This window comes from Corynebacterium sp. LaCa78, assembly GCF_046717505.1.
In the GTDB taxonomy this organism is placed as follows: Bacteria; Actinomycetota; Actinomycetes; order Mycobacteriales; family Mycobacteriaceae; genus Corynebacterium.
Genome location: NZ_CP177112.1, coordinates 1,924,749 through 1,941,920 on the forward strand (window position 1 = coordinate 1,924,749; position 17,172 = coordinate 1,941,920).

The 17,172-nt window shown below is 57.9% G+C and carries 19 protein-coding genes and 2 tRNA genes; 8 read left to right on the forward strand and 13 right to left on the reverse strand.

Annotation, left to right across the window (positions count from 1 at the left end; all coding sequences use genetic code 11):
- Window positions 1-822 carry a pantoate--beta-alanine ligase gene (gene panC / locus ACLI1O_RS09230; RefSeq protein WP_411706820.1) on the forward strand — a complete coding sequence of 274 codons (822 nt, stop codon included), beginning with the start codon at window positions 1-3 and terminating at the stop codon, window positions 820-822.
- Here panC and ACLI1O_RS09235 read toward each other — a convergent pair.
- Window positions 819-1,781: a malate dehydrogenase gene (locus ACLI1O_RS09235; protein ID WP_239268717.1), complete on the reverse strand. Its 963-nt coding sequence runs from the start codon at window positions 1,779-1,781 to the stop codon at window positions 819-821. The genes panC and ACLI1O_RS09235 overlap by 4 nt on opposite strands.
- Window positions 1,782-2,189: 408 nt before the next feature.
- Between ACLI1O_RS09235 and ACLI1O_RS09240 the strand changes: the two genes are divergently transcribed.
- Window positions 2,190-2,948 (forward strand): TetR/AcrR family transcriptional regulator, encoded by a 759-nt coding sequence (locus ACLI1O_RS09240; protein WP_239268719.1) that lies wholly within the window; start codon window positions 2,190-2,192, stop codon window positions 2,946-2,948.
- A 39-nt stretch (window positions 2,949-2,987) separates the two neighbouring features.
- Here the strand turns inward: ACLI1O_RS09240 and clpX are convergent, their stop codons facing one another.
- Complete coding sequence (gene clpX / locus ACLI1O_RS09245) at window positions 2,988-4,283, reverse strand: ATP-dependent Clp protease ATP-binding subunit ClpX (protein WP_239268721.1); 1,296 nt, start codon at window positions 4,281-4,283, stop codon at window positions 2,988-2,990.
- Window positions 4,284-4,514: 231 nt separating this feature from the next.
- Here clpX and fabG point away from each other — a divergent pair, with 231 nt between their 5' ends.
- Entirely contained in the window at window positions 4,515-5,279 is a 765-nt protein-coding gene (fabG, locus tag ACLI1O_RS09250) for a 3-oxoacyl-ACP reductase FabG (RefSeq protein WP_239268723.1), read from the forward strand.
- Window positions 5,280-5,361: 82 nt separating this feature from the next.
- On the opposite strand, the gene ACLI1O_RS09255 is transcribed toward fabG, so the two are convergent.
- The 9 genes from ACLI1O_RS09255 to ACLI1O_RS09295 all read right to left on the reverse strand — a co-directional run bounded on the left by ACLI1O_RS09255 (window position 5,362) and on the right by ACLI1O_RS09295 (window position 13,435).
- Window positions 5,362-5,616, reverse strand: coding sequence for a hypothetical protein (locus tag ACLI1O_RS09255; RefSeq protein WP_239268725.1), 255 nt, complete (start codon window positions 5,614-5,616; stop codon window positions 5,362-5,364).
- 163 nt (window positions 5,617-5,779) lie between these two features.
- A complete protein-coding gene (locus ACLI1O_RS09260; protein WP_023023571.1) occupies window positions 5,780-6,070 on the reverse strand; it encodes a hypothetical protein in 291 nt (96 codons plus the stop codon).
- 3 nt (window positions 6,071-6,073) lie between these two features.
- A complete protein-coding gene (locus ACLI1O_RS09265) occupies window positions 6,074-7,378 on the reverse strand; it encodes an anion permease (protein WP_411706821.1) in 1,305 nt (434 codons plus the stop codon).
- Between the two features lie 322 nt (window positions 7,379-7,700).
- Window positions 7,701-9,203 (reverse strand): peptide MFS transporter, encoded by a 1,503-nt coding sequence (locus tag ACLI1O_RS09270; RefSeq protein ID WP_239268729.1) that lies wholly within the window; start codon window positions 9,201-9,203, stop codon window positions 7,701-7,703.
- A 272-nt stretch (window positions 9,204-9,475) separates the two neighbouring features.
- The gene (locus ACLI1O_RS09275; RefSeq protein ID WP_239268731.1) at window positions 9,476-10,099 is read right to left on the reverse strand and encodes an ATP-dependent Clp protease proteolytic subunit; all 624 of its coding nucleotides are present in this window, start codon (window positions 10,097-10,099) and stop codon (window positions 9,476-9,478) included.
- A gap of 20 nt (window positions 10,100-10,119) precedes the next feature.
- Entirely contained in the window at window positions 10,120-10,731 is a 612-nt protein-coding gene (locus ACLI1O_RS09280; RefSeq protein ID WP_023023580.1) for an ATP-dependent Clp protease proteolytic subunit, read from the reverse strand.
- Window positions 10,732-10,922: 191 nt separating this feature from the next.
- Window positions 10,923-12,278, reverse strand: coding sequence for a trigger factor (gene tig / locus ACLI1O_RS09285; protein ID WP_411706822.1), 1,356 nt, complete (start codon window positions 12,276-12,278; stop codon window positions 10,923-10,925).
- A 94-nt stretch (window positions 12,279-12,372) separates the two neighbouring features.
- Window positions 12,373-12,446 (reverse strand) — tRNA-Pro (locus ACLI1O_RS09290).
- Window positions 12,447-12,580: 134 nt separating this feature from the next.
- Entirely contained in the window at window positions 12,581-13,435 is an 855-nt protein-coding gene (locus tag ACLI1O_RS09295) for a DUF1542 domain-containing protein (protein WP_239268735.1), read from the reverse strand.
- 121 nt (window positions 13,436-13,556) lie between these two features.
- Between ACLI1O_RS09295 and ACLI1O_RS09300 the strand changes: the two genes are divergently transcribed.
- The 4 genes from ACLI1O_RS09300 (at window position 13,557) to ACLI1O_RS09315 (ending at window position 15,449) form a co-directional block, all read left to right on the forward strand.
- A tRNA-Gly gene (locus ACLI1O_RS09300) sits at window positions 13,557-13,631 on the forward strand.
- A 463-nt stretch (window positions 13,632-14,094) separates the two neighbouring features.
- On the forward strand, window positions 14,095-14,259 hold the full coding sequence (locus ACLI1O_RS09305; protein WP_237799856.1) for a hypothetical protein: 165 nt from the start codon (window positions 14,095-14,097) through the stop codon (window positions 14,257-14,259).
- Window positions 14,249-14,476: a hypothetical protein gene (locus ACLI1O_RS09310; RefSeq protein WP_237799855.1), complete on the forward strand. Its 228-nt coding sequence runs from the start codon at window positions 14,249-14,251 to the stop codon at window positions 14,474-14,476. The genes ACLI1O_RS09305 and ACLI1O_RS09310 overlap by 11 nt, the downstream gene beginning before the upstream one ends.
- Window positions 14,477-14,615: 139 nt before the next feature.
- The gene (locus ACLI1O_RS09315; protein WP_239268737.1) at window positions 14,616-15,449 is read left to right on the forward strand and encodes an aldo/keto reductase; all 834 of its coding nucleotides are present in this window, start codon (window positions 14,616-14,618) and stop codon (window positions 15,447-15,449) included.
- 89 nt (window positions 15,450-15,538) lie between these two features.
- Here ACLI1O_RS09315 and ACLI1O_RS09320 read toward each other — a convergent pair whose 3' ends face one another.
- Entirely contained in the window at window positions 15,539-16,018 is a 480-nt protein-coding gene (locus tag ACLI1O_RS09320; RefSeq protein ID WP_005277878.1) for a ribose-5-phosphate isomerase, read from the reverse strand.
- 119 nt (window positions 16,019-16,137) lie between these two features.
- Here ACLI1O_RS09320 and ACLI1O_RS09325 point away from each other — a divergent pair, with 119 nt between their 5' ends.
- Window positions 16,138-16,539 (forward strand): hypothetical protein, encoded by a 402-nt coding sequence (locus tag ACLI1O_RS09325; RefSeq protein WP_239268739.1) that lies wholly within the window; start codon window positions 16,138-16,140, stop codon window positions 16,537-16,539.
- Here the strand turns inward: ACLI1O_RS09325 and ACLI1O_RS09330 are convergent, their stop codons facing one another.
- Complete coding sequence (locus ACLI1O_RS09330) at window positions 16,540-17,163, reverse strand: disulfide bond formation protein DsbA (protein WP_239268741.1); 624 nt, start codon at window positions 17,161-17,163, stop codon at window positions 16,540-16,542. It abuts the gene before it with no gap.
- Window positions 17,164-17,172 lie beyond the last annotated feature (9 nt).

The following is a 17,172-nucleotide window of genomic DNA, read 5'->3' on the forward strand; positions in this document are numbered from 1 at the left end:
ATGCAGATCCTGAAAACTAAATCTGAACTCCGTGCCTTCCGCGCGGCAGCGTCCGGCTCCGTGGGCTTGGTGCCCACGATGGGCGCGCTTCACGACGGCCACGCTTCCCTCATTCGCCGCGCCCGCGAAGACAACGACACCGTGGTGTGCTCGGTCTTTGTCAATCCCCTCCAGTTCACAGAACTGGGCGATTGCGAAGACTACCGCGCCTACCCGCGCACTCTCGACGCGGATGCCGCGGTGCTGGACTCGGTGGGAGTCGATGCGGTCTTCGCCCCCAGCGTGGAGGAGATGTACCCGGGTGGTACCCCGCGGGTGTGGGTGCGCACGGGTGAGATGGGCTCGGTCTTGGAAGGCGCTTCGCGCCCCGGTCACTTCGACGGCGTAGCCACCGTAGTGAGCAAGCTGTTTCACCTTGTTGCACCAGACCGCGCTTATTTTGGGCAAAAGGATGCCCAGCAGGTAGCCATCATCCGCCGCCTGGTGGCTGACCTCGATGTGCCGCTGGACATCATCAGCGTGCCCATCGTGCGTGCAACGGACGGCGTGGCCGAGTCCAGCCGCAATGCGCGCCTCAGTGCCGCCGAGCGTGAGCAGGCGGTCGCCTTATCCCAGGCACTCTTCGCGCTGCAGGATGGCGCCTCACGTGAAGAAGCTGAGGCCCAGCTCGCTTCCTCCCCCGGCGTGACGGTGGATTACCTCACCGTGGTGGACCCGGCCACGCTCGAGCCCGTAGATGCACAACACCGGCCCGCCTTGGCGCTGGTTGCAGCGCAGGTGGGGCCGGTGCGGCTCATCGATAACTTGGTGCTGGAGGCTTAGCCCTTCAGCAGGTGGGCTACGGCCTCGCGCTCCTCACGCAGCTCCTGCACGGAGGCCTCGATGCGCTCCTTCTGGAAATCGCTGAGCTCGAGGCCCTGGACGATTTCCCACTTGCCGTCGCGGGAGACCGTGGGGAAACCTGCGACGAGGCCCTCGTCCACACCATAGAAGCCATCCGAAACGATAGCGGCGGTGCGCCAATCCTCAGTGCCGTGGATCCAATCGTGCATGTGATCCACCGCGGCGGAGGCTGCGGAGGCTGCCGAGGAGCGGCCGCGCACGGCGATGATCTCGGCGCCGCGCTTGGCCACCTTAGGAATCATCTCCTCCTTGTACCAAGTCTCATCTACCTCAGCGTTGGAGTAGGTCAGGTCCGGGAACTGGGTGGCGGAGTGGTTGCCCCAGACCGCAATCTTGGAAAAGTCCTTGGTGGCCTTGCCCGTCTTGGCCGCCAACTGGCCCAAGGTGCGGTTGTGATCCAGACGCATGAGCGCGTTGAACTGGGAGCTATCCAGATCCGGCGCGCTATGCGCGGCAATCAGCGCGTTGGTATTGGCTGGGTTGCCCACCACCAGCACGCGAACATCACGCGCCGCGTAGTCATTGATGGCCTTGCCCTGCTCGGTAAAGATGGCGCCATTGGCCTCGAGCAGGTCAGCGCGCTCCATGCCCTTGCTGCGCGGGCGGGAGCCCACAAGGAATGCGGCGGAGGCATCCTCGAAAGCGACCTTGAGGTCATCGGTCACCGTAATCGAGTTCACCAGCGGCAGGGCGGAGTCGCGCAGTTCCATGGCCACGCCCTCGGCCTTTTCTACTACCGCGGGGATTTCCAACAGGGCAAGGTCAACCGGGGTGTCCTTGCCAAATACGTCGCCCGCGGCAATCCGCCACAGCAGGGAGTAGGCGATATTTCCGGCGGCACCGGTAACGGTTACTTTTACTGGCTGGGTCATGCTCATTCCTCCTCAAATGTCGTGGAGATGTAAGCGTCCCTCATGCACGCCACCCTCCACGGGATGTATCCACCCCCGAGCTTAGCGCTATACGGAGGTAGCGTGTTGTGAAATAAATCCCCCTCTTTCGGAGGGAAAACGCCGCCAAATTTCCGGATATTACCCCCATTTACCTCCAAATTAACGCCCCCAATGGGCACATTCCTCCCGCGGGGTGGGGTTAATCGGGCATGATGGAAGCGGCACAGACCCCACTTGGGAGCGCGCTTGCAGGGATGCATTCACCGCCTGTGGGCGGCTGCACGGTGGCCAACCACTGCCGCATCGAACCAGCATGAGGCCGATCGTGCAGTTCCCGAGACACTACCCACCATCGCCACATCGGCGCCGCGAAGCAGAGATAGGACACATGCTATGAGCACTGAGCACACCGAACCGCTGCACGCTGCGGAGCAGGCGGAGGACTCCGACGCTCACGCTGCGGATTCCATCAGCACCGATGCCGTGGTGGATATCGCCATTTCCCAGTTTTCCGCGTGGGGTTTTTCTGAAACCAAGCTGGACACCATTGCCGCGGAATCCGGCATGTCCAAGCGCATGATTCACTACCACTTTGGCGATAAGCAGGGCCTGTATTTGAGCGCTCTAAGCACCGCCGCCGAGCGCCTCCGCCCCAATGAAGAGGACTTGGAGCTCGATTCCGCGGTCCCGGTCGAGGGCGTGCGCAAGCTGGTGGACTGGATCTTCTGGCAATACGTCAACCACCCCGAGGCCATTCGCATGATGACCTGGGAAACCGCCCAGTCCATCGTGGGCTCTTCCACCAATCCCGTGGCGGATTTCAGCGGCGTCGCCCTCCACCTCGACCGCCTGCTCATGCTGGGCCAGGACGCCGGTGCCTTCCGCCCGGGCATTTCCACCAACGATATTTTCACCATCATCGCCTCGCTCACCTCGTACCGCGTGACCAACCGGGCGATGATGGACAACCTATTGGGCGTGGATATGTCCAGCCAGGCAAATACCGACGGCATGCACCGGCTTACCGTCGATACCGTGCTGGCATTCCTCACCGCCAATATCCCCGATTCCGGCCACGAGTCTTATTTGGTGCCTTCTGATGCCGACGAGGGCGATGAGGCCTCCCCGCAAGATATCTACGGCGAGGCATAAAAGTAGGGGCACCGGCTGCTTGCCGATGCCCCCTTCTAACTAAGCCGATTCCTTCGCCTCATCCTTGTAGGTGAATTCGGGCTCTGCGCCCTGGGTGACGCAGCCCGCGGTGATGTGCACGGCGGAAATATCTTCCCGGTCCGGCAGCTCAAACATCACTGGAACGAGCAGTTCTTCAAGGATCGCGCGCAGGCCGCGCGCGCCGGTTTTGCGCTCGAGGGCGAGCTCTGCGATGGCATCCAGCGCCCCGTCATCCATGTGCAGCTCGCAATCATCCATCTCAAATAGGCGGCTGTACTGCTTGAGCAGCGAGTTCTTGGGCTCAGTGAGCACCTTAACCAGGGCCTCGCGGTCCAAGTTATCCACCGTCGCCACCACGGGCAGGCGGCCGATAAATTCTGGGATCAAGCCGAACTTCACGAGGTCTTCCGGGCGCACCTGGGAGAATAGGTCCACCTTTTCCCGCTCGTCTTCGGTGCCGAGCTTCGCGCCAAAGCCAACGCCCTTCTTGCCCACGCGATCCGCGATCACCTGGTCAAGGCCCGCAAACGCGCCGGCGACGATGAAGAGGATATTGGAGGTATCTAGCTGGATAAATTCCTGGTTCGGGTGCTTGCGCCCGCCCTGCGGTGGGATGGCGGCCACGGTTCCCTCTAGGATCTTCAGCAGCGCCTGTTGCACGCCCTCGCCGGAGACATCGCGGGTAATGGAGGGGTTTTCAGACTTGCGGGAAATCTTATCCACCTCGTCGACGTAGATGATGCCGCGCTGGGCGCGCTCCACGTCAAAGTCCGCCGCCTGCAGCAACTTCAAGAGGATGTTTTCTACGTCCTCACCGACATAACCGGCCTCCGTCAGGCTGGTGGCATCCGCGATGGCGAAAGGCACATCCAGCAGGCGCGCCAAGGTCTGGGCCAGGTAGGTCTTACCTGAACCGGTGGGCCCCAGCATCAAAATATTGGACTTGGAGATCTCTACCTCTTCGCCTTCGGCCTTCTTACGGCGCGCATCTAGCGCGGCGGATTCTTCGGCCTTAATGCGCTTGTAGTGGTTATACACCGCTACCGACAGCACGCGCTTGGCCTTGTCTTGGCCAATGACGTACTTATCCAAAAAGGAAGAAATCTGCGAAGGCTTAGGCAGGCGCACCTCCGCTTCGGAAGATTCCTCGGCCTGCTCGTGGCCGAGCTCTTCTTCAATAATCTCATTGCAGAGCTCGATGCACTCATCGCAGATGTAGACCCCGCCGCCGGCGATGAGCTTTTTCACCTGCTTTTGGCTCTTTCCGCAGAAGGAACACTTCAGGAGATCAGCGCTTTCTTGCATACGTGCCATTCAGTACTTTCACACTCGCTCTTGTTTACCGCTTTTTAAAGGTGGGGCGGAAGGCTCGCTTACTTCCATCCCCGCGGTTGGTTGTTCAAAAATCTACCTTAGTAAATCAACCCGACACGGCTCTTATTCATTCCCTCCGCGTGGCGAAATTCGCAGATCTTTATCCGCCCACACCACTAAACTTGGGATTGGATCCTCCACTTCCTCCACCACCGCCGAAGGAGCCATTTCATGTTTGACCTCACCAACCGTACCGCGATTGTCACGGGCGGAGCTGCGGGCATCGGCAAGGGCATCGTTGCCTGCCTGCGCGAAGCCGGCGCCAGCATCGTCATTGCCGATATCGATGCCGACAAGGCCGAAGCAACCGCCGCAGAGCTCGGCGCGACCGCCTACCCCGTCGATGTCACCGATAGGGCCTCCATCAAAGAAATGTTTGCCAAGGTCCACGCCGCGCACGGGGCGATCGACATCGTCTGCTCCAATGCCGGGGTCTTTCCCAACTGCCCGCTGGAAGAGATGACCGATAAGCAGTGGGAGACCATGTTTGACATCAATACCCACGGCACGTTCAAGGTCGTGCAAGAAGCCCTGCCGTATATGAAGGAGCGCGGCTACGGGCGCATCGTCATCACCACCTCCATTACCGGCTCACACACCGGCTTTCCTGGCTGGGCGCATTACGGCGCCTCCAAGGCGGCCCAACAGGGCTTTATCCGCTCCGCTGCGCTAGAAATCGCCCGCGATGGCATCACCATCAATGGCGTATTGCCCGGAAATATCCTCACCGAGGGCCTCGAGGCACAGGGCCAAGAGTACCTCGATGAGATGACGCGCTCCATCCCGCTGCACCGGCTTGGCAGCCCCCGCGATATTGGCAACGCCGCGGCCTTCCTCGCCTCCACCGAGGCCGGATATATCACCGGCCAAACGCTGATTATTGATGGCGGCCAGCTCCTGCCCGAAACCCCGGAGGCCATCCTGCCGCCGCGCTAGCGCTTGCCGATGCCCAGCCCTATAACGCAGATAACCCGCCAGGCACCTAGGATGGTGCCTGGCGGGTTATCTAGTGCGGCTTTTATTGCAGCCAGCCGAATTCGAGCAAGAATGCCTCAACATCGAGCATTTCCAGCTCATCTGGTGCATGGCCGACAACGAATGCGAAGGACTCAGCGACGTCCTTGGTCGTCGCGGGGGTAAGCCCCGCGTCAACGAGATTTTCCGCTACGCGGGCAGAAACCGGTGCCTGAGACACGGTATCCAAACCCGTACCCGTGGTGGAGTCCTTGAACATATCGCTAATGCCACCAATGAAGGTCCGCATCGTGTTCATCTCTCTCACCTCTCAATGTTGCTCTGTTGATAGGTACAAATATACTTGGTACTTACCCACTAAGCAACCCCTAAGCCATTTAAAGTTAATCTTTTGTTAACATTAAATGGCTATGAGGCATATTACATGGTCACGGGCTTGCTATATAGTCCGCGGGTTACTCTTAAAGGTCGCCAAATGGTGCGAAACCAAAGTAGTGGTCTAGGGAATCGCGCGCGATCCACGCGATTGCCACCACGATAACGACACCCAGTACGGCATAAACGGTCCAACCCAGCAGCTTCATTTGGCGGCTAGCGGGAGTATCTCCTACCACCACACCATTGTCATCCCGAATGGGATCACCTGTCATGGAACGCATGCCCAAGGCGAAGAGCAAGGGGATACCAGCACCGAAGACAAGGGCCAGGCCAGCGACGCGGAGTATAGATTCGAAGATTTCTGCAACAGTCATGTTCTAGCGCTCCTCTTGTGGAGTAGATGAGGTGGAGTCGTTGTCCCCGTTGACCGCCGCTACCGGGGTCATGCCCCCTGAAGCTGCGACAGACTCTTTCGCACCAACGCGTGGCTCCAAGGACGAATCCACGGACTCAGCGTTCTCATCCCAGTCATTATTAACGTTGGATGCATCAACTGGGTTCATACGGGAGCGGATGACGATGAGCGCCGTCATGGCCAAGAGTAGAACGAAGTCCACGATAGCGCCGGTTGCCACATTGGTAGCGGAAGAGACGCCGTGCACCAACCACCACGATGCGAAGCCAACAAAGGCGGCACAGGGCAGCGTAATGAGCCAGGCAGCCACCATGCGCATTGCAACACCCCAGCGCACTTCCGCGCCACGGCGGCCCAAACCAGTACCAAGGATAGAGCCGGTGGACACGTGGGTCGTAGACAGAGCCATACCACCGGCTGAGGAAGTCAGGATGATGGCCGCGGAGGTAGCCTCGGCTGCCATACCTTGCGGGGATTCGATCTCCACCAAGCCCTTACCCAGGGTGCGGATAACGCGCCAACCGCCGGACAAGGTACCGGCCGCAATGGCAATCGCACAGCCGAAGATGACCCAGGTTGGAATGCGGGCATCGGCAGCCGCGTGGCCCGAAGCCACGAGGGCGAGGAAGATAACGCCCATGGTTTTCTGAGCGTCACCGGCGCCGTGTGCCAGCGATACCAAGCAGGCGGTCACAATCTGGCCATGGCGGAAGTGCTCGTTCTTTTCCTTTTTCGGAATGGTGTTGGTCACCCAATAAACGAGGAAGGTGGCGCACGCAGATACCAAGGCGGCGATAATCGGGGACGCCACCGCCGGAATGATGATCTTGGCCATAATGGAGGTCCACTCCACTCCCCCAGTGCCCATGGCGGCGAAACCAGCGCCGATAAGGCCACCGAAAAGGGCGTGGGAAGAGCTGGACGGTAGCCCGAGCAACCAGGTGAAAAGGTTCCACAGAATACCGCCGATAAGACCGGTAAAGACCACCATCAACAGGGCTTGGCCATCCGAGTCGGCGGCTGCACCCGAAAGGTCATAGGAATCGAGGTTGACGATGCCTTTGGCCACCGTTGCCGCGACATTCACGGACAAGAATGCGCCAACGAGGTTAAGTACGGCAGAAATCGCCACCGCAGTAAATGGCTTCAGCGCGCCAGTAGCAATGGAGGTTGCCATCGCATTGGCTGTGTCGTGAAAACCATTGGTGAAGTCGAAGGCTAAGGCGGTAAACACCACAATGCCCAAGATAATCAGAGTCGCTGTCACAGCATTGGCCCCTTGTAAGCAATTAACAAATGAGAAGAAAGTGTTATTGCGGCGCCATCACGCGTCGCGTACGAAGTGCAGCGTACTCCGCAACAATAAGTTGAGCCAATAGCTTTTCTAAGAAGTAAACTGCACTTTGCCTAGTGTTAACCTTCCACATATGCCTGAGCGCTAGGCACCTGCCAAAGATCTGCGGTTTACCAGCAATTTTTAAGACACCTAATCTATTTTCACCCTTTAATAGCGTGGCAGAAAACACTTAGAGAGGTGCGCCGGCTTAACACCAACACACCTCTCGAAATAAAGGTTTTAGCTTCCCTTTTTAGCGGAAGGTAGCAAACTTCTTGACCACCCAGCGGCTCAGCACGAGTAGGACGATGCCCAGTGCGATGGAGACGACACCTAAGGAAATAAAGAAGGTGTTTTCCGCACCCGCATCCTCTGGGTTGTAGAAGCTAGCCAGCGAACCGGCAAGTGCGGTACCCATGGCCACGGCCATCATCCACACGGCCATCATGCGCGATGGGAACGCCTCAGGTGCCACCTTGGTGGCCAGAGAGTTGCCCACTGGGGACAACATCAGCTCACCCATGGTGAATAGGAAGAGGATCCAGATAATGACATACATTGGCGTGGAGTTTGCGCCCGAGCCGGAGAATGGCAGGAAGAAGAACAGCGAGATACCGATGATGATATTGGCCACGCCGAACTTCACCGGCGTGGACCACTGACGGTCACCGAGCTTCGTCCACATAGCCGCGAAGATTGCAGAGAAGATAACGATGAAAATCGGGTTAATGGACTGCACCAATGACGGCGGAATCTCGATACCAAAGATGTGGCGGTCCAGGCGCACATCGGCGTAAATGGTCATCACGGTAAATTGCTGCTGGAAGATACCGAAGAACAGCACACCGGAGATGAACATTGGAATAAAGCCCAAGAGGCGGTTCTTTTCTTTCCGGGTCACCAAATCAGAGGTGTACATCTGAATCCAGAAGTACACGGCGGCGATCAGGGCAACGGCGGTGACGATATTAGACAGCCACTCTACCTTGATGATCCCAGTACCCAGGCCGATAACCATGACGAGGACAGCGACGACAATCGCGCCCAAGCCCAGCATGCGCTGTTTAAAATCTGCAGGATTAGGAATTTCGTGACCAGCGTCCTTAATCGTGGTCTTACGCATGGCAGTATACTGGATAAGGCCTAGGGCCATACCGACGGCAGCGATGCCGAAGCCCCAGTGGAAGCCCTTCCAGCCCCACATTGCGGTGGTAAGAAGCGGTCCGAAGAGGGCACCAATATTAACGCCCATGTAGAAGACGGAGAAGCCGCCGTCACGGCGAGGATCGTCGCGGCTATACAGCGAGCCCAGCACCACCGAAGCGGTAGTCTTTACACCGCCGGAACCAACGGCGATGAGGATCAGGCCGATAGCCAGGCCGGTTACGGCAGGAATGAAGGCCAAGACGAGGTGACCAGCCATCACCATGAGTGCGGAGTAGAACAGGGTGCGCTCCGCACCGAGGATGCGGTCAGCTACCAACGATGCCAACAGGCATGCCATGTACACCAAGCCGCCGTAGGCACCGACGATCGACGTCGCGTCGCCACGGTCGAGGCCTAGGCCGCCATCGGTGGTGGCGTAGTACATATACAGCAGCACGATGGACTGCATGCCGTAGAAGCTGAAGCGCTCCCACATCTCCACGCCGAACAGGTTAGCCAGCCCCCACGGGTGGCCGAAAAATGTGCGCTCCCCGCTCGAAGCAGCGGGTGCGGAGGTTCGATCCTCCGCTTCTGGTTCCTTATTTGTCATAACATAATACGACCACTCAGAGGCCTAATTCACAAATCGGCCATTATACGTGAAACATCGCACTAAATAATCTGCCTAACGACCTGCAGATATTTCTCTGAAAGATTCACCCCGTTTGGGGTAGATGTGCGTGCACCGTTACTCGCCCAGCGCACCTTCTCATAGGCATATACCGCAGTCGCTTATACGCAAATAATAAAAGCCCTGCGAGGGCTTCTCTCGAAGCGGTCTCACAGGGCCTCCGCTGATGGATTCAGTCCATCAGGACCGAATTAAGAATTGAGCTTGCGGTACTCAAAGACGGTATCGATGATTCCGTATTCCACAGCGTCTTCCGCAGTCAGGATCTTATCGCGGTCGGTGTCGATGCGGATTTGCTCGGACGTACGGCCGGTGTGCTCCGCCAAGGTGTTTTCCATCAAGGTGCGCATACGCTCGATCTCTGCGGCCTGGATCTCCAAGTCCGAGACCTGACCCTGGGTGCCCTGGGTTGCAGGCTGGTGGATCAATACGCGCGAGTTCGGCAGCGCCGCACGCTTGCCCGGAGCACCAGCGGCCAACAGCACTGCAGCAGCAGAAGCCGCCTGGCCCAGGCACACGGTCTGCACATCAGGGCGCACGTAGCGCATGGTGTCATAAATTGCCATCAGGGCAGTAAAGGAGCCACCGGGCGAGTTGATATACATGGTGATGTCACGGTCCGGATCCTGGCTTTCAAGAACCAGCAGCTGGGCCATGATGTCATTGGCAGAGGTGTCATCGACCTGGGTACCCAAGAAGATGATGCGCTCTTCAAAGAGCTTAGAGTACGGGTTGGTTTCCTTCGTCCCCTGAGCGGACTGCTCAATAAAAGAAGGCAGTACGTAACGGGAACTTGGCATCTGCGACTTATTCATAGTGATTTTCTCCTTATTCCCTAGTTGCTCAGCGGGCCGTTTACAGACTCGATTACGTGGTCAACAATGCCGTAATCCTTGGCTTGCTGCGCAGTCATCCAGCGGTCACGGTCAGAGTCCTTGGTGATCTGCTCGAAGGTTTGGCCGGTGTGCTCTGCAATGAGCTCGGCCATCTCGCGCTTGGTCTGTGCGAATTGCTCCGCCTGGATGGCGATATCGGCAGCGGTACCGCCCACGCCAGCGGAAGGCTGGTGCATCATGATGCGAGCGTGCGGCAGTGCATAGCGCTTGCCCTTCGTACCACCAGAGAGCAGGAACTGGCCCATAGAAGCGGCCAAGCCCATGCCGTAGGTGGAGATATCGCAGGGCGAGTACTTCATCGTGTCATAAATGGCCATGCCCGCGGTCACGGAGCCACCCGGGGAGTTGATGTAGAGCGAAATATCGCGCGTGGGATCCTCTGCGGAAAGCAGCAGGATCTGTGCGCACAGCTTATTGGCAATTTCATCGTCTACCTGGGTGCCCAAAAAGATAATGCGCTCGTGCAACAGGCGCTCATAGACGCTGTCACCCAAGTTCAGGCCGGAGCCTGCTGGGGTGGTCATCTGAAGCTGGTCAGATTTCTTAGACATTCGAAAAGTCTCCTTGAGGACGGTTAATCTCTAATGCCACCACACTACTTAATGTGGCGATAATTGTGGGGTCTGTTCGCTATCAGCGTTTGCACCGATCTTTGTCTGCTTTTTCGACCCGGCGATGAGAAAAGCCCAGCCAGACTTCCTCGCTGGTGCGAGGGGCCAAGCTGGGCTTTTAAGGAGAAGATTTACTCCGCGTCGGTAGCTTCGTTCTCATCTTCTTCTACTTCACCGAAGTACTGCTCAACGTCAACGTCGTTGCCTTCTTCGTCCTTTACGGTGGTACGGCAAATGGCGGCAGCCAGTGCCTTGCCGCGGCGTACGTCAGAGAACAGGTTGGCAATCTGGCCGTTGGACTGCAGCTGCTGGATGAACTGGTTCGGGTCCATGCCGTAGGACTGCGCGGTGAACAGGATGTGGTCCGAGAGCTCCTGCTGGGAAACTTCCGGCTCTTCCTTTTCTGCCACGGCATCCAAGAAGATCTGCGTGCGCACGGACTCTTCGGCCTGCTCGCGGGTCTGCTTATCAAACTCTTCGCGGGAGGTGCCCTGTGCCTCGAGCAGCTGTGCCAGTGCCTTCTCATCGTGTGCGAGCTGGCCCAGGATCTGGTGCAGCTGGGCGTGAGCCTGCTCGTCGACTACGGACTGGGGCAGCTCAAAGTCGACATCGGCAAGCGCAGCCTTCAGAACCTCATCGCGGATCTGGCCGGCCTGCTCAGCCTTCTTGGACTCCTCAACCTCGGTCTTGGTGGCTTCGCGCAGCTCCTCGATGGTGTCGTACTCGGAGGCCATCTGGGCAAACTCATCGTCCATATCCGGCAGCTTGCGCTCCTTGGTCTGCTGCACGTGGACCTTGAAGGTAGCCTCTTCGTCCTTGTGCTCGCCGGACTGGATGGTGGAGGTGAACTCGTTATCCTCGCCGGTCTTCATGCCGCGCAGTGCGGTGTCCAGCCCCTTGATGAGGTTGTCATCACCAATGGAGTAAGACAGGCCCTCGGTGGAAGCCTCCTCGATCTTCTCGCCGTCCACCTCTGCGGTGATGTCGATGATGGCGTAGTCACCGGTCTTCATCTTGCGCTTGGTGTCCTTCAGTTCACCGAAGCGCTCTGCAAGATCCTCGAGGACCTTGTCCACGTCTTCCTCGCCGGCCTTGATGGCCGGGACGATGACGGAGATTTCGGAGAAGTCCGGAACCTCGAACTCAGGGCGAATGTCAACCTCGGCGGTAAACTCGACGAAGTCCTTGTCCTCGATCTTGGAAATGTCTACGTCCGGCTGGCCGATGACCTTCAGGTCCTCGGACTGAACGGCCTGCTCATAGCGGGAAGGCAGCATGTCATTGACAACCTGCTCCAGAATCGGGCCGCGGCCGAAGCGAGCGTCGATCAGCTGGCGCGGGGCCTTGCCCTTACGGAAACCTGGAATAGAAACCTGCTGCGCGATTGCCGCGTAAGCTTGATCGATTTCCTGGTCTAGCTCCGCAAACGGAACGTTGACGGTGAGCTTAACGCGGGTATCGCTCAGCTTGTCTACGGTGGTCTTCACGAGTGAATCTCCCTGGCTTCATTGTTTTTCTACGTACATAAAAATTAAAGGGGGTCTGAAAAACCTTATTAGGGCATTTTCAGACCCCCATACGTCGGGGCGACAGGATTTGAACCTGCGACCCCCTGCTCCCAAAGCAGGTGCGCTACCAAACTGCGCCACGCCCCGTATGTAGGCCACCAAGTTGCCTTGGCTGCGTTGCATACCTGAGACAGTTTAGCGTGTTGGTTTTAAATCTCCTAAATCAACCCCCTGTTAAGGGCGTAGACGCAGGTTAACGGCATAATTTCTGGCCGCTTGACTTAGAAATCGAAATCAAACATACCGTCAAAGAAGCCGCCGCCATCGCCGTCAGATAATCCATCGAAGAATCCGCCACCGTCACCGGCGTCTCCCCCTCCGGCATCGCCGCCCATATCACCGGGGTCACCGGCGTCTCCGGCATCTCCTACGTCTGCGCCGCCGTCGGCTCCGTCTATGCCGCCGCCTTCGGCGCCGCCCCAGTCGCCGTTTTCTGCGGCGGCTGCGGAATAGCCCACGCCGGACATGCCGGCAAACATGGCGTTAAACATCATGGAATAACCCATCATCCACACGCCCGTTTGCAGGGCATCTTCCCACCAAGGGCGGGAGTACCAACCGGCCGGAACGGGACGGCCGGCCACGGTTCCGCCTGGGTAATAGTTCGGGGTTTCCTCAGAGGCGTAGGGGGAGGCAGTCAATTCCTGCCCATTGGCATCCACCGTGCGCTTCTCGGTGACCTTACCGGCGGCGCGCTGCCCCTCCAGCGGCGGCAATTCCGGCCCTGGGTTCATGTCCATAATCTCGCGGGCGGCATTGACGTAATGCATGCCCTCAAGCGCCGATTCGCGGGCCAAATTGGCCTGCTTGACCGTGGTGGCCCTTGAAATAGCGGAGTTAGCCGCAGTAAAGCGCTCTGATGCGTCCGCCATCGCCTGCTGCGAGGCGGTATCCGTACCGGAAATCTGCATGACCTGGCCACCCAGGCGCTCAATCCAGCGGCGCGCATCCGCCTGGGCATCCGCTAACTGCTGCGCCTCTCGCTCCTCCCGGCTCTTTTTTGAGCTGCGCGAGGATAGATACCACGCGCCGCCACCGAGTACGACTACAAGAAGTAGAAGTTCCACAACAATCATCGCTTTCTTTACTGGAATTGGTCCTACCTATTTTAACGGCCTACCCACTGCGCGTGTTCCCTATTTTCATTTTGGGGCGCTCATGCGCTAAAGTAGCCGACAGCGTTCAAGGTAACGCTGTGGGAATGTCGTATAGTGGCTAATACCTCAGCCTTCCAAGCTGAAGACGCGGGTTCGATTCCCGTCATTCCCTCCATGTTTGTACTGCAATAATTGACTATTGCAGCTGGTTGTTAGCGGTAAGTGGAACCATTGGTAGAACCATTTTGGTTGGCGTGTTTAAACCCTCACAGATTGTATATTCTGTGGGGGTTTGAATATTTTTAGCTTTGGTTAGAGTTTCTTCCAGAGTGCGGGCACGGCGGGCGCCCCCATCCGGCTCGTGTGGTGTGGGTTTGGGTTGTTTTTGGGAAATATTCTTAAAATGTTCGTTCTTCCAGTTTACCAATAACGCATTACTGTGTTATACTAGTGAATGTAAGGCTGCAAGGCACTTACAAAACTGAAGAGGTGATGGAGGTCGCGGCGCTAATTATTTCACTGTGTAGCCTAGCTATTCAGATAAAGCAGCACCGCAACGACCACCCACCAAAATCGGGTAGGCATCGCAAATAGCCTCTAGGGGCACACCTCCCAATATACCGAAAGGACACATTACAGTGACATTGAAACAGGCCTCCGCCGTCTCAGGCATCGTAGTCGCCGCCGCCTACTCGATAATTGCCGATTCGCCCATCTGGCTTATTGTCATAGCCTTAGCGGCACTATCCGGCTACAACCTAGCTACAGCCACTAACCAAGGGAGGAAAAACCGTGCAGCCTAAAATCATCGATGTCGATACCGGCGATGAATTGTGGACTGGCTCGGATTGCGCCGCCCATATCGGCGTGAGCTACGCAACCTGGCGCAATTACTCAGCTAATCACCGCACCCCTGAGCATGTGGCCACGATTTTGGGCCGCACGCGACTGTGGCTTGCTGAGGATATTAAGCGCTGGCACGCGTCCCGGCCGGGGTCACCCAGCCAGCTCCGCCGTTAGGCCTCCTTGCTGGTTCCTTAGCTTTATCGAGGTCCCTGCTTGCCGATGCCTCCCTCCATCCCGCCGCCCATCTCCCGCCAAGCGCGGCTATAAATACATCACATTGGGGCGGTAGCCAGAAAAGCGTAATCTGGTGTCCATGACCGTACCTAATATTACTTTGAACGATGGAAATACAATCCCCCAGCTGGGCTTTGGCGTCTTCCAAATGGACCCGGAAAAGACCGAGGAATACGTAGCTGAGGCGCTGCGCGTGGGCTACCGCCACATCGATACCGCAGCCATCTACGGCAATGAAGAAGGCGTGGGCAAGGCCATTGCCAACTCCGGCATCCCGCGCGAGGAACTCTTCATTACCACCAAACTGTGGAACGACCGCCACACCGATGCCGCTGCAGCGCTGGATGAATCCCTGCAGAAGCTGGGCCTTGACTACGTAGACCTGTACCTCATCCACTGGCCTACCCCAGCCAAGGGCACGTACGTGGAGGCTTGGAAGCAGCTCATTGAACTGCGTAAAGAAGGCAAGGCGAAGTCCATCGGCGTGTCCAACTTTGAGCCGGAGCACTTAGATCAGTTGGAGTCACACACGGACGTCGTCCCCGCGATTAACCAAGTGGAGCTGCACCCTTACCTGCAGCGCTGGCGCGAACTGGACGCTGGCCGCGCCCACGGCATCGCCATTGAGGCATGGGGCCCGCTGGGTCAGGGCAAGAGCGATATCTTGGAGGCACCAGAGGTTACTGAAGCCGCCGAGGCGCACGGTGTTTCCCCAGCCCAGGCCATTATTCGCTGGCACCTGCAAAATGGGGTCATCCTCTTCCCCAAGTCCTCGACGCCATCGCGCATTGCAGAAAACTTCGATGTCTTCGGCTTCGAGCTCACTGATGCAGAGATGGCCGCCATTACCTCTTTGGAGGAAGGCGAAGACGGCCGCGGTGGGCACCACCCCAATGACATGAACGACGCCTAATGCGCTTGGTGTAACCACCACATAGAAACGCCGCGTGGCACAAAGGGCCCGCGGCGTTCATTTATGTCTATTTAAGGAACCTGGCGGTTTTAGCGCGGGTCCTTGGGCAGCTCGGGTGGGATATTGGTGCGCTCGTATTCTGCGAGGATATCGATGCGGCGCTGGTGACGCTCGGCGCGGGACCATTCTTGATCCAAGAAAGCATCCACGATTTCTAGGGCCTCTTCCTGCGAGTGCATGCGCCCGCCGATGCCGATGAGCTGCGCATTATTGTGCTCGCGGGCTAGGCGTGCCGTTTCTGGCGACCATGCCAGCGCACAGCGCGCGCCCTTGACCTTATTGGCGGCAATCTGCTCGCCATTTCCGGATCCACCTAGCACGATTCCCAGGGAACCTGGATCGTTGACGGTGCATAGGGCCGCTTCAATGCAGAATGCGGGGTAGTCATCCTCGGCGTCATAGGTATGAGCGCCGCAATCGATGACGTCATGGCCTTGTTTGGTGAGGTGTTCAGAAATCAGGTTTTTGGTCTCAAAACCTGCGTGGTCAGCTCCAAGATATACGCGCATAGCCCCTACAGTACCGGCACCGCCGCCTTCTGGGCACCACTTTCTACAACCTATTTCGTTCATCGTCCGGTGCTGTTAAGCTAAAGCGCAGATTACGTGCTGCATAGAAAGGCTAAAGCATGGCCCCTCGCGTCCTCGCACTCTACGGCAGCATCCTTGCTATCGCGGTGCTGTTATTTGCGGCGAATATCTTCTTAACCAATAAGAACTACCTCGTGCCGCTTATTCATACCGTACTTTTCACTGTCGCCCACCTTGTTCTTGGGCTGTGGTGGCTGAATCAGAGGGTACTAAAGAAAAATCGCCTCGGCGGTTTAGCCGCGGTGATTGGGGTGTTATCCCTGCTTACCGCGGCCTCATGGGCTACGTGGGTGGCCGCCGCTTGGTCAGAATTTCAAGCCCAGACGGCCCTGCCCATTATCAATATCGCCGGGGTGCCGGCGTTTTTACTCACGCCGGTCATCGCGGTGTGCTGCCTGGCCGCCGCCGTGCGCCGCAAGCAAGGCCAGCAGCGCTCATAACTAGTCCTCTTCTACCTGTGGCATCTCTGTGCGAGAGCGCTTGAGTTCGAAGAAGTAAGGGAACTGGGCTAGGCGCACGGAGGCATCGAAAAGCTCACCGGCTTCCTCACCCGTGGGAACGCGGGTAATAACCGGGCCGAAGAAGGCGGTATCGCCCAACTTAATAACCGGGGTTCCTACCTCATCGCCCACGGAAGAAATGCCGTTGTGGTGGTATTCGCGCAGCTTCTCGTCGTACTCCTCGGTGCGTGCCACCTCCGCAAAGTCTGCGGGGAGGCCAACCTGCTCTAATGCCTGGGCGATGATCTCGTCATAGCCGCCATCCCCCTTCTTTCCGCCATTGCCCTTGGCGTGAATCAGGGTGCCCATGGCGGTATAGAGCTCGTCTACCTTTTCTGGCTGCTCGGTCTTTACCTTGGCAAATACGCGGGCAGGGCCCCAGTTGGCCTCCATCATCTCCATGTATTCGGGATCGAGATCGCGGCCATCATTCAGCACCGACAGGGACATCGGCTCGAATTCCACCGTAATATCGCGGACCTTTTCTACCTCTTTGATCCAGCGGGACGTTGCCCATGCGAAGGGGCAGGAAGCGTCGAACCAAAACTTAACTGGGGTGGTCATTATTCCTCC

What these genes read in the sequence shown, in the direction of transcription:
- panC (WP_411706820.1), top strand. Translation starts at nt 1, where the DNA reads ATGCAGATCCTGAAAACTAAATCTGAACTCCGTGCCTTCCGCGCGGCA.
- ACLI1O_RS09235 (WP_239268717.1), bottom strand. Translation starts at nt 1,781, where the DNA reads ATGAGCATGACCCAGCCAGTAAAAGTAACCGTTACCGGTGCCGCCGGA.
- ACLI1O_RS09240 (WP_239268719.1), top strand. Translation starts at nt 2,190, where the DNA reads ATGAGCACTGAGCACACCGAACCGCTGCACGCTGCGGAGCAGGCGGAG.
- clpX (WP_239268721.1), bottom strand. Translation starts at nt 4,283, where the DNA reads ATGGCACGTATGCAAGAAAGCGCTGATCTCCTGAAGTGTTCCTTCTGC.
- fabG (WP_239268723.1), top strand. Translation starts at nt 4,515, where the DNA reads ATGTTTGACCTCACCAACCGTACCGCGATTGTCACGGGCGGAGCTGCG.
- ACLI1O_RS09255 (WP_239268725.1), bottom strand. Translation starts at nt 5,616, where the DNA reads ATGAACACGATGCGGACCTTCATTGGTGGCATTAGCGATATGTTCAAG.
- ACLI1O_RS09260 (WP_023023571.1), bottom strand. Translation starts at nt 6,070, where the DNA reads ATGACTGTTGCAGAAATCTTCGAATCTATACTCCGCGTCGCTGGCCTG.
- ACLI1O_RS09270 (WP_239268729.1), bottom strand. Translation starts at nt 9,203, where the DNA reads ATGACAAATAAGGAACCAGAAGCGGAGGATCGAACCTCCGCACCCGCT.
- ACLI1O_RS09275 (WP_239268731.1), bottom strand. Translation starts at nt 10,099, where the DNA reads ATGAATAAGTCGCAGATGCCAAGTTCCCGTTACGTACTGCCTTCTTTT.
- ACLI1O_RS09280 (WP_023023580.1), bottom strand. Translation starts at nt 10,731, where the DNA reads ATGTCTAAGAAATCTGACCAGCTTCAGATGACCACCCCAGCAGGCTCC.
- ACLI1O_RS09295 (WP_239268735.1), bottom strand. Translation starts at nt 13,435, where the DNA reads ATGATTGTTGTGGAACTTCTACTTCTTGTAGTCGTACTCGGTGGCGGC.
- ACLI1O_RS09315 (WP_239268737.1), top strand. Translation starts at nt 14,616, where the DNA reads ATGACCGTACCTAATATTACTTTGAACGATGGAAATACAATCCCCCAG.
- ACLI1O_RS09320 (WP_005277878.1), bottom strand. Translation starts at nt 16,018, where the DNA reads ATGCGCGTATATCTTGGAGCTGACCACGCAGGTTTTGAGACCAAAAAC.
- ACLI1O_RS09325 (WP_239268739.1), top strand. Translation starts at nt 16,138, where the DNA reads ATGGCCCCTCGCGTCCTCGCACTCTACGGCAGCATCCTTGCTATCGCG.
- ACLI1O_RS09330 (WP_239268741.1), bottom strand. Translation starts at nt 17,163, where the DNA reads ATGACCACCCCAGTTAAGTTTTGGTTCGACGCTTCCTGCCCCTTCGCA.